The organism is Caballeronia sp. LZ028, from assembly GCF_031451415.1.
GTDB lineage: Bacteria > Pseudomonadota > Gammaproteobacteria > Burkholderiales > Burkholderiaceae > Caballeronia > Caballeronia zhejiangensis.
Genome location: NZ_JARUXN010000004.1, coordinates 367,758 through 377,683 on the forward strand (window position 1 = coordinate 367,758; position 9,926 = coordinate 377,683).

The window sequence follows — 9,926 nt, forward strand, 5'->3', positions numbered from 1 at the left end:
CGTACGGCAAAAGCGCGGCGGGGGTCCAACCTGAGCGTCATCGGATAACCGAACCTTCGATGGAGCTGAACGATGAAAACCTTCCTGCACACGATCCGCCGCGCCGTTGGCGTGCTTGTCGCCGCCGCTGCGCTGCAACCGTCCGCGTATGCCACGAACGCGCCGCGCCCGCCGCAACCCGTCGCTGCCGCGAGCGCGATCCACTCCCGCTCGATCGATGCGAACGGCGTCGAACTGCACTATTTGCAAGTTGGACACGGCGACGCGACGCCCGTCGTCCTCCTGCATGGCTACACGGAAACGAGCCGCATGTGGCAACCGCTGATGACGCGTCTTGGCGGTGAGCGCGTCGTAATCGCGCCGGATCTGCCGGGCGCGGGCGGCTCGGCGATGCCCGCTGCCGGCTACGACAAGAAGACGCTCGCGCAAGACATTCACGCGATGGTGCAAGCGCTGGGCTATCGCAAGGTGAAGCTGGTCGGGCATGACATCGGGCTGATGGTCGCGTATGCGTACGCCGCGCAATATCCCGACGAAGTCGAAAGCATCGTGCTGATGGACGCGTTTCTGCCGGGCGTCGGCGACTGGCAGAAAGTCTGGCTGTTGCGCGATAAATGGCACTTCAATTTCTACGGCGACACGCCCGAAAAGCTGGCTCGCGGACGCGAGCGCGTTTTCTTCGAGCACTTCTGGAACGACTTCGCCGCCGATCCCGCGCATTCGGTGAGCGAAGCCGATCGCCGCTATTATTCGGCGCAATACGCGCGCAACGGCCGCATGCGCGCGGGTTTCGAATACTTTCATGCGTTCCCGCAAGACGCGGACGATTTTGCCGCGTTCGCGAAGACGCCGCTTCCGATGCCGATGCTCGTCCTCACCGGCGAGCGCGCGTCGGGCACGTTTCTGATCGATCAGGCGAAGCTCGTCGCGACGAACGTGCAAGGCGTGGTCGTGCCGGGCGCGGGCCACTGGCTGATGGAAGAAGCGCCGGACGCGACGATGGCGCAACTCGTGCGCTTCATCGAACAAGACTGATTGATATGAATGCCGCGGCGCGCCGATTGCGCCACCCCACGCAAGGAGAATCGAAATGGGACTGCTCGTCGACGGAAAATGGCAGGACAAGTGGTACGACACGTCATCCACGGGCGGACGCTTCGTGCGCAAGGACGCGGCGTTTCGCAACTGGGTCACGGCGGACGGCGATACCGGCTTCAAGGCCGAGGCAGGGCGTTATCACCTGTATGTGAGTCTCGCGTGCCCTTGGGCGCATCGCACGCTCATCATGCGCGCGCTCAAGGGGCTGGAAGCGATGATCGACGTATCGGTCGTCAACTGGCTGATGCTCCAAAACGGCTGGACCTTCGACGACGCGCCGGGCGTCGTGCCCGATTCGATCAACGGCGCGCGCTATCTGCATCAGGTGTACACCGCCGCCGATCCGCATTACACCGGTCGCGTCACGGTGCCGATTCTGTGGGACAAACAGCGCGGGACGATCGTCAATAACGAGTCGTCGGAAATCATTCGGATGCTGAATTCGGCGTTCGACGGCATCGGCGCGAAGCCGGGCGATTACTATCCGCGCGAGTTGCGCGAAGAGATCGACACGCTCAACGCGCGCATTTACGACACGGTCAACAATGGCGTCTACAAGGCGGGTTTCGCGACGACGCAAGCCGCCTACGAGGAAGCGGTGATGCCGCTCTTCGAGACGCTCGATTTTCTCGAAGAACGCCTCGGCACGCACCGCCATATCGCAGGAGACCGGTTCACCGAAGCCGACATTCGCCTCTTCACGACGCTCGTGCGTTTCGACGCCGTGTACTTCGGCCACTTCAAGTGCAATCTGCGGCGCATCGCGGATTATCCGAATCTGTCAAAGTTCGTGCGCGACGTTTACGCGATGCCGGGCATCGCCGCGACCGTGAACTTCGAGCACATCAAGCGGCATTACTACGAGAGCCATCGGACGATCAATCCGACGGGCATCGTGCCCGCCGGACCGGTGCTCGATTTCGTCGCTTCTCAATCGTACTGATACACGCCGCGCTTCGTCTTGCGACCGAGGCGTCCCGCCGACACGAGCTCGCGCAACAGCGGGCAGGCGCGGTACTTGGAATCGCCGAAGTCCTTGAGGAACACGTCCATCACCGAGAGGCACACGTCGAGGCCGATCAGGTCCGCGAGCGCGAGCGGTCCGATCGGATGATTCGCGCCGAGCTTCATGCCGGCGTCGATTTCCTCCGCGCTCGCGACGCCTTCGTACAGCACGAAGAACGCTTCGTTGATCATCGGCACGAGAATGCGGTTGACGACGAAGCCCGGCGAATTGCGCACGCCGATCGGCGATTTGTCGAGCTTCTCGGTGAGTTCGCGCACGGCGGACGCGGTTTCATCGCTCGTCTGCACGCCGCGAATCACTTCGACGAGTTGCAGGAGCGGCACCGGATTGAAAAAGTGCATGCCGATGAAGCGCTCGGGCGTGGCGAGCGTCGCGGCGAGCGCGGTGATCGAAATCGACGACGTGTTCGACGCGATGATCGCATCGGCGCGCGCGGCGTCTTCGATCTGCTTCAGAATGCGGTTCTTGAGCTCCGCGTTCTCGGTCGCGGCTTCGATGACGATGTCCGCTGCGGCGAGACGTCCGTAATCGGTCGACGTTTCGATGCGCGTCAACGCCGCGTCGCGCGCCGATGCCTCCAGCTTGTCCTTCGACACGAGCCGCTCGAGGCTGCCCGTCAGCGTTTTGATGCCTTTTGCGAGCGCGGCGTCGGTGACGTCGATCATCACGACCTTGAAGCCCGCGACGGCGGCGACCTGCGCGATGCCGTTGCCCATGGTTCCTGCGCCGACGATGCCGACGGTCTGAATCTTCATGCTTTTGCTCCTCCTTGATCTGCGCCGGCGCGTGCGGCCGGCAAACCGGAAAGGGTCGAAAGCGCGCGAGGCGCGTCCTGGCATCGATTCTAACCAGCGGAAAAGGCGGTCAGATCTTTTGGCGCGATGCCGTTTGCGTCGCAAAACGCAAGGTATCGGTCGAGTCCGCTTTTCCAGTTTTCGGCGGCGACGACGTGGCCCTTGTCGTTCACGAACAGCAGTTCGCCCTGAATGATATTGAGCGTGACGATGTCCGCGCCCCCCGAATCCGGTGGCAGCGCCTCGGGCGTGTGGCTCGAACCCGCCGTCTCGTACACGATGCTGCCCGGCTCCGCGATCCACTCGTGCTCGCGATATTTCCAGCGCCCCTGCACCGTATAGACGATCACGGTTCCCGTATGACGATGACGGGGCATCTCGCCTTTCGCCGGCGCCTTCATCATCGCGATGACTTCGCCGCGAACCGGGTCGAGCTTGAAATACTTGACGAGCACGCGCTCGCTGTACGGCGTGAACGGCACCCACGGCAGGTCGGCGTCGTTGAGGCACGAGGTCTGGATCTGTTCGAACAGCATGATGTAGCTCCTTTCGGGAACGGCCATTTTATGCACTGCCGCGCGCGTCGAACATTGGCCGAATGGCCGACCCCTTCATTCAAGCCGGAAGGCGCGGTATCTGCTATCGTCCACGCCATGTCGACCATCATCACCGTTTCCAATCTGTCCAAGACCTACGGGTCGGGCTTTCGCGCGCTCAGGGACATCAACCTCGAAATCCGTCGCGGCGAGATTTTTGCGCTGCTCGGCCCGAACGGGGCGGGCAAAACGACGCTCATCAGCACCGTCTGCGGCATCGTCAATCCGAGCGAGGGCAAAGTGACCGTCGCCGGTCACGATATCGTCACCGACTATCGCGCCGCGCGCGCGATGATCGGTCTCGTGCCGCAAGAGCTCACCACCGACGCCTTCGAAACCGTCTGGGCGACCGTGTCGTTCAGCCGCGGGCTTTTCGGGCGGCCGAAGAATCCGGCTTACGTCGAGAAGGTGCTGAAATCGCTGTCGCTCTGGGCGAAAAAGGACAACAAGATCATGACGCTTTCGGGCGGCATGAAGCGGCGCGTGCTGATAGCGAAGGCGCTCGCGCACGAACCGGAGATTCTGTTTCTCGACGAGCCGACCGCGGGCGTCGACGTCGAATTGCGCCGCGACATGTGGAACCTTGTGCGAGAGCTGCAGGGCAACGGCGTGACCATCATCCTGACGACGCACTACATCGAGGAAGCGGAGGAGATGGCGGATCGCATCGGCGTCATCAATCGCGGCGAAATCGTGCTCGTCGAGGAAAAGCGCGAGCTGATGCGCAAGCTCGGGCAGAAGAAGCTCACGCTGCAACTCGAACATCCGCTCGCCGAAATTCCGACGCAGCTTCAGCCCTACGGCCTCGCGCGTTCGGCGGACGGCGGCGAACTCACGTACACATATGACGCGCAGGACGAGCCGGGCCGCATTATTGCGCTGCTTCGTCACGTCGACGAAGCCGGCGTGCGTTTCAAGGATCTGCAAACGACGCAAAGCTCGCTTGAAGATATTTTCGTGAGCCTCGTCAGGGAAGCCAAATGAATCTATACGCCGTTCGCGCGATCTACCGTTTCGAGATGGCGCGCGCCGGGCGCACGCTGATGCAAAGCATCGTGTCGCCGGTCATTTCCACATCGCTTTATTTCGTCGTCTTCGGCGCGGCCATCGGCTCGCGCATTCCGGAAGTCGACGGCATCAGCTACGGCGCGTTCATCGTGCCCGGCCTCGTGATGCTGTCGCTGCTGACGCAAAGCATCGCCAATGCGTCGTTCGGCATCTATTTCCCGAAGTTCACGGGCACCATCTACGAATTGCTGTCCGCGCCGGTGTCGTACTTCGAGCTCGTCGTGAGCTATGTCGGCGCGGCGGCGACGAAGTCCGTCATTCTCGGGCTCATCATTCTTCTGACCGCGCGGTTATTCGTGCCGCTCAGAATCGATCATCCGGTGTGGATGATCGTCTTTCTGCTACTCACGTCGGTAACGTTCAGTCTGCTCGGGTTCATCATCGGCATCTGGGCCGACGGCTTCGAGAAGCTGCAGATCATTCCGCTGCTGATCGTCACGCCGCTCACGTTCCTCGGCGGCAGCTTCTATTCGATCAATATCCTGCCGCCGTTCTGGAAGGCGGTCGCGTTGTTCAATCCGGTCGTCTATCTGATCAGCGGCTTTCGGTGGAGCTTTTACGGACTCGCCGATGTCCACGTCGGCGTGAGTTTCGGCATGACGCTGGTGTTTCTTGCGGTGTTTATCGCGATCGTCGCGTGGATCTTCAAGACGGGATACCGGTTCAAGACGTAGCGCGGCGCCGGCTGTCAACCAAGGCATGAGGGCGTTCATCGTATGAAGATCATGAGGCGCACGAAGCGCAATTTTCTCGGTGCGATGGCGGCCGCCTTCACGGGCGGCTTTCCCTCGGCGCCCGCCAGATCGTACGAAATCGATCACACCAGCGCGGACTGGCGGCGCCGTCTGTCGTCGGAACAATTCCGCGTGCTGAGGCGCGGCGGCACGGAGCCGCCGTTCTCGAGCCCGCTGCTCAAGGAACGCCGCGACGGCACGTACGCGTGCGCGGGATGCGGATCCGCGCTGTTTTCGTCGGCGACGAAATTCGATAGCGGCACCGGCTGGCCGAGCTTCTGGAAGCCGGTCGATGGCGCAGTCGCGACGCACGCGGACGCAACCGGCCACATGCGCAACGAGGTCCATTGCCGGCGCTGTGGCGGGCATCTCGGCCACGTTTTCGACGACGGTCCGAAACCTACCGGCCTGCGCTATTGCATGAACGGCGCGGCGCTTGAATTCCTGCACGACGAAGCCTGACAACGCGCAGTCATCCATCCATTTCTAGCCGACTCGCCATGAACGCACCTGAACTCAAGCTCGATGCCGCGAAGACCGCGCTCGTGCTGATCGATTTGCAGGCGGGCATCGCCGCCTTGCCCGTGCAACCTCACTCCGCCGCGAGCGTGCTCGCCAATGCGCGCGCGCTCGCCGACCGCTTTCGCGCGCTCGGCGCGCCGGTCGTGTTCGTCAAGGTCGCGTTTCCGAACGCCCCCGGCGGCTTGCGGCCGATCACCGACGCAGGTCAGGCGCAGGAAGCGCCGGAGCCGGCGGGCTGGAGCGACCTGTGCGCGGAACTGGACGTGCAAGCAACCGATATCGTCGTCACGAAGCGGCAGTGGGGCGCGTTCTACAATACCGACCTCGACTCGCATCTGCGCCGGCGCGGCATCGGCACGATCGTGCTGGGCGGCATCGCGACGGCGATCGGCGTCGATTCGACGGCGCGCGGCGCGCACGAGCGCGGTTATCAGCAAGTGTTTGTCGAGGACGCGATGAGCGATCTCAACGCCGACACGCACGAATCGACCTGCCGCTACATCTTTCCGCGCATCGGGCGCATTCGTTCGACGCAGCAGGTGCTCGCCGCGCTGGCATAGCGGCGCGCGTCGCCTATCCTGTAGCGTACGTCCGATATCGACGGACGCGAGAGGTGCGGCGATGGCGGCCATTCCCAAAGTAGCGATCGCGTGTCAGGGCGGCGGCAGCCATGCGGCATTCGCCGCGGGCGTGCTCGACCGGCTGCTGAGCGGCGAGTTCGTCAACCGCTTCGAACTGGTGGCGCTGTCCGGCACGTCGGGCGGCGCGATGTGCAGCGCGCTCGCGTGGTGCGGACTGCTGCTCGGCGGCCCGCCCGACGCCAGGCGGCGTCTCGCCGCGTTCTGGAAGGATCTGGAGGCGCGCGACGGGCCGGATATCGTCGTCAACGCGGTCGGTACGTGGTACGCACGCTTGCCCGTCAATGCGGAGATCAGTCCGTATCTGTATCCGCCGATAGCCGAAGAACGCCTGCGCGAACTGCTCGCCAAGCATCTGCCTTTCGCGTCGCTTCCCGCCGATCCGCAACTGCGCGCGAAGCCGACGCTTCTCGTCGGCGCAACGGACGTGCGTTCGGGCGACCGCGTGATCTTTCCCGGCGACAGGCTCGATCAGGACCAACTGGTCGCCTCGGCTGCGGTGCCGCCGCTGTATCGCGCGGTCGCGGCCGATGGGCGCATGTGCTGGGACGGCCTCTTCAGCAGCAATCCGCCGGTGCGCGAATTTACCGACTTCGCGCTCGATTCGCGGCCCGACGAAATCTGGGTCGTGCAGATCAATCCGCAGTATCGGCGCGAGTTGCCTGAATCGATGAACGAGATCATCGACCGTCGCAACGAGTTGTCCGGCAATCTCGCGCTCGGGCAGGAGCTTTACTTCACGACGCGCGTGAACGAACTGCTTGCAGCCGATGCGTCGCTCGAAAAGCGCTACAAGCCGATCAAGGTTCGCGTCGTGGAGATGCATCTCCACGCGAAGGATTATCCCGGGCCGCTCGACTATGCATCCAAGCTCGATCGCAATCCGGCGCTGATTCATGCGTTGATGCGCAAGGGACGCGAGCGCGCGGAATGGTTCTTCGACGCCCGCTCCCACTGGCCGCGCGAGGGCACCGCCCCGCACAGAAGCGTCTATGCGACGACGCCCGCGGCGATGTCGGCGAAAGCGTGAGTGGAGATTCGGACTCCGTGACAATCGAACTGCGTTTCATTGTTTAGGAGATTTCTTATGTCCTCGGTTTTTCTGTTCGCCTATTTTTCACTTACTCGCTGGCGGGGCCCCGCCCGTCAATCGAGTTGCCCGTTCATCACCGTGATCGGGAGTAGCGCTTGTCCCCGAGCGCTGGACGCGCGCCGCACCCTACGGCGCGCGTCCCTTTTTTTATGCGGCCGTAGCCGCAACCAGTCGAACCAGCGTGATCTCTGAAGGCGCGCCCAGCCGCTTGGGCGGTCCCCAATAGCCGGTTCCACGGCTCGTATAGACCCACAGTCCGTTGAACTTAACGAGTCCGGCGACGAACGGCTGTTGCAGCCGCACGAAGAAATTCCACGGCAGGAATTGACCGCCATGCGTGTGCCCCGAGAGCTGTAGCGTGAAGCCCGCTTCGGCGGCGGCCGTGGCGCTGCGCGGCTGGTGCGCGAGCAGCACGCGCACGATGGCGTCGTCGGGTGCGCCGCTGATCGCCTTCGCGGGATCGCTGCGATGCGCCGGATCGAAACTGCCCGCGCTGAAATCCGTGACGCCCGCGACCACGGCCTGAGCGCCGTCATGATTCAGCACGACATGCTGATTGAGCAGCACGGTCAGGCCGAGGCGCCGAAATTCGGCGATCCACTTGTCCGCGCCTGAGTAATATTCGTGATTCCCGGTGACGAGAAACGCGCCATGCCGCGCGCTGAGGCCCGCGAGCGGGCGTGTGTGATCGGCGAGATTCGGCACGCTGCCGTCGACGACATCGCCTGTCACGGCGATGAGATCAGGTTCGAGCCCGTTCACGGCGGCGACGATGCGTTCCACATAGTGCCGCTTGATCGTCGGGCCGACGTGGATGTCGCTGATCTGCGCAATCGTGAAACCCTGGAGCGCGGCCGGGAGATTGTCGATGGGCACATCCACGCTGACGACCGGCGCGCGCCGCCGCGCGTTGTAGAAACCGATCGCGGAGAAGAGCACGGCGAGGAGCGGCACGGCGAGCGCGCTATAGCCGACGAGCATCGGCGAACCGACGGGCGCGCCGCGCAGCCAGTCGGCGAGATGCACGAAGAGGAGCATCACGTCTCGCGCGAAGGTCAGCAAGAGCAGCGACGAGAAAAAACCGAGCGCCGTCAGCCCGAACCAGGCGAGGCGATCCGCAAGCGACTGCGGTTCGATCTGCCGGGCCGCCATGCCGAGCGGAATCGTGATGACCGATACCGCAAGCAACAGCGCCGCCAGCACCTTGAGCGGCAGGCCGACGGGCGCATCCGGGATGAGCCGGACGCCCACATAGATATGAAACAGAACGCCGATGCCGATGAAGCGGAGAAAGAATGCCGAGCGTCGCATAGCGCTCCTGGAGAGATCGGGGAAGCGGCAAGGAGACGGGCGGCGCGCGCCCGTGGCGGATATGGGGCCGATTCTACCGGTTAGACGCCGGGCGCGCCTTTGTCGACGCGCGTCGCGGAGAAGATGGCGAATCGTAATATATCGTTCGAATGGCTCGGCGCACGCGGCGCGGACGTTATAAATACGCCGCCTCGACTGTCGTTGCGACAGTCGCACGGCGGAATTTCCGCATCGCGTTTTTATTCGAGGAGTCCATTCAATGAATCTGAAACTGTGTGCCGCTGCAATCCTTTCCCTGTCCGCAATCGTCGCTTCGACGGGCACGGCGCTCGCGCAAGACAGAACGCTGGCGGCGACCGCGGAACAAGTCGTGAGCCAGGAGCAGCCGGTTCATATCCGGGCGCAGATCGTCGGCATCGATCGCGCGAATCGCGCGCTGATGGTGCGCGGCGCGAACGGTGATTCGACCGTCCAGGTGGGCAAGGAAGTCAAAGGCTTCGAGCAATTGAAAGTCGGCGACCAGATCGACGTCACCTACAAGGCCGCGTTGCTCGTCAGCGCCGAGAAAGTGACGGGCGCGGCCAAGGGCGACCGTACGCGCATCGATACGACGACCTATCAGCCGACCGTGGGTGCCGACGGCGTGACGGGTTTCGATGCGACGCGCCGCATCGAGACGATCGCGACGGTCGAAAGCGTCGACGTGAAGAAGCGCAAGATCACGCTGCGCGGCGCATGGCGCACCGAGACGCTCGACCTCACGCCGGGCATGGCTGCCGAGAAGCTGAAGAAGGGCGACACGATCCACGCGGTGTACGTGTCGGCGACGGCGGTGCAAGTGAAGTCGGCACAATGATCGGCAGGACGTTCTAAACGGCAAAAAGCCTCGGCACGAAATGAACTGCACCCCAAAAGTTGGACACCCGTTCAACGATTTGGGGTGTTTTTTGAACCGCTTGGATTTCTTGGACAGTGCCGAGCGTTAGTGTTCGGTCTTTCATGAGCCTTCGGCCGTGGGCCGGAGGCTGTATTGCCGGGCGAATTC

Annotated in this window: 11 protein-coding genes; 8 read left to right on the top strand and 3 right to left on the bottom strand. The window is 63.2% G+C overall.

The window, feature by feature from the left end; translation table 11 throughout:
* Positions 1-72 precede the first annotated feature (72 nt).
* On the top strand, positions 73-1,035 hold the full coding sequence (locus tag QCE58_RS24445; RefSeq protein WP_309780481.1) for an alpha/beta hydrolase: 963 nt from the start codon (positions 73-75) through the stop codon (positions 1,033-1,035).
* Between the two features lie 55 nt (positions 1,036-1,090).
* Positions 1,091-2,041 carry a glutathione S-transferase family protein gene (locus QCE58_RS24450; RefSeq protein ID WP_008353845.1) on the top strand — a complete coding sequence of 317 codons (951 nt, stop codon included), beginning with the start codon at positions 1,091-1,093 and terminating at the stop codon, positions 2,039-2,041.
* On the opposite strand, the gene QCE58_RS24455 is transcribed toward QCE58_RS24450, so the two are convergent.
* Positions 2,029-2,880 carry a 3-hydroxybutyryl-CoA dehydrogenase gene (locus tag QCE58_RS24455; RefSeq protein WP_008353844.1) on the bottom strand — a complete coding sequence of 284 codons (852 nt, stop codon included), beginning with the start codon at positions 2,878-2,880 and terminating at the stop codon, positions 2,029-2,031. The genes QCE58_RS24450 and QCE58_RS24455 overlap by 13 nt on opposite strands.
* Before the next feature lie 89 nt (positions 2,881-2,969).
* The gene (locus QCE58_RS24460; protein WP_250521548.1) at positions 2,970-3,455 is read right to left on the bottom strand and encodes a 2,4'-dihydroxyacetophenone dioxygenase family protein; all 486 of its coding nucleotides are present in this window, start codon (positions 3,453-3,455) and stop codon (positions 2,970-2,972) included.
* Between the two features lie 117 nt (positions 3,456-3,572).
* Between QCE58_RS24460 and QCE58_RS24465 the strand changes: the two genes are divergently transcribed.
* The 5 genes from QCE58_RS24465 to QCE58_RS24485 all read left to right on the top strand — a co-directional run bounded on the left by QCE58_RS24465 (position 3,573) and on the right by QCE58_RS24485 (position 7,507).
* Positions 3,573-4,499 (top strand): ABC transporter ATP-binding protein, encoded by a 927-nt coding sequence (locus QCE58_RS24465; protein ID WP_008353841.1) that lies wholly within the window; start codon positions 3,573-3,575, stop codon positions 4,497-4,499.
* Positions 4,496-5,257: an ABC transporter permease gene (locus tag QCE58_RS24470; RefSeq protein ID WP_008353839.1), complete on the top strand. Its 762-nt coding sequence runs from the start codon at positions 4,496-4,498 to the stop codon at positions 5,255-5,257. Before QCE58_RS24465 ends, QCE58_RS24470 begins: the two co-directional genes overlap by 4 nt.
* Positions 5,258-5,299: 42 nt before the next feature.
* Entirely contained in the window at positions 5,300-5,779 is a 480-nt protein-coding gene (msrB, locus tag QCE58_RS24475) for a peptide-methionine (R)-S-oxide reductase MsrB (RefSeq protein ID WP_008353838.1), read from the top strand.
* A 38-nt stretch (positions 5,780-5,817) separates the two neighbouring features.
* Positions 5,818-6,399, top strand: coding sequence for a hydrolase (locus QCE58_RS24480; protein WP_008353837.1), 582 nt, complete (start codon positions 5,818-5,820; stop codon positions 6,397-6,399).
* Positions 6,400-6,460: 61 nt separating this feature from the next.
* Entirely contained in the window at positions 6,461-7,507 is a 1,047-nt protein-coding gene (locus tag QCE58_RS24485) for a patatin-like phospholipase family protein (RefSeq protein ID WP_250521549.1), read from the top strand.
* A gap of 210 nt (positions 7,508-7,717) precedes the next feature.
* Here the strand turns inward: QCE58_RS24485 and QCE58_RS24490 are convergent, their stop codons facing one another.
* Positions 7,718-8,881 carry a metallophosphoesterase gene (locus QCE58_RS24490; protein WP_250521550.1) on the bottom strand — a complete coding sequence of 388 codons (1,164 nt, stop codon included), beginning with the start codon at positions 8,879-8,881 and terminating at the stop codon, positions 7,718-7,720.
* Between the two features lie 259 nt (positions 8,882-9,140).
* On the opposite strand from QCE58_RS24490, the gene QCE58_RS24495 reads away from it, so the two are divergent.
* Positions 9,141-9,737 (top strand): hypothetical protein, encoded by a 597-nt coding sequence (locus QCE58_RS24495; RefSeq protein ID WP_250521551.1) that lies wholly within the window; start codon positions 9,141-9,143, stop codon positions 9,735-9,737.
* Positions 9,738-9,926 lie beyond the last annotated feature (189 nt).

What these genes read in the sequence shown, in the direction of transcription:
- QCE58_RS24450 (WP_008353845.1), top strand. Translation starts at nt 1,091, where the DNA reads ATGGGACTGCTCGTCGACGGAAAATGGCAGGACAAGTGGTACGACACG.
- QCE58_RS24480 (WP_008353837.1), top strand. Translation starts at nt 5,818, where the DNA reads ATGAACGCACCTGAACTCAAGCTCGATGCCGCGAAGACCGCGCTCGTG.
- QCE58_RS24495 (WP_250521551.1), top strand. Translation starts at nt 9,141, where the DNA reads ATGAATCTGAAACTGTGTGCCGCTGCAATCCTTTCCCTGTCCGCAATC.
- QCE58_RS24460 (WP_250521548.1), bottom strand. Translation starts at nt 3,455, where the DNA reads ATGCTGTTCGAACAGATCCAGACCTCGTGCCTCAACGACGCCGACCTG.
- QCE58_RS24470 (WP_008353839.1), top strand. Translation starts at nt 4,496, where the DNA reads ATGAATCTATACGCCGTTCGCGCGATCTACCGTTTCGAGATGGCGCGC.
- QCE58_RS24465 (WP_008353841.1), top strand. Translation starts at nt 3,573, where the DNA reads ATGTCGACCATCATCACCGTTTCCAATCTGTCCAAGACCTACGGGTCG.
- msrB (WP_008353838.1), top strand. Translation starts at nt 5,300, where the DNA reads ATGAAGATCATGAGGCGCACGAAGCGCAATTTTCTCGGTGCGATGGCG.
- QCE58_RS24490 (WP_250521550.1), bottom strand. Translation starts at nt 8,881, where the DNA reads ATGCGACGCTCGGCATTCTTTCTCCGCTTCATCGGCATCGGCGTTCTG.
- QCE58_RS24445 (WP_309780481.1), top strand. Translation starts at nt 73, where the DNA reads ATGAAAACCTTCCTGCACACGATCCGCCGCGCCGTTGGCGTGCTTGTC.
- QCE58_RS24485 (WP_250521549.1), top strand. Translation starts at nt 6,461, where the DNA reads ATGGCGGCCATTCCCAAAGTAGCGATCGCGTGTCAGGGCGGCGGCAGC.
- QCE58_RS24455 (WP_008353844.1), bottom strand. Translation starts at nt 2,880, where the DNA reads ATGAAGATTCAGACCGTCGGCATCGTCGGCGCAGGAACCATGGGCAAC.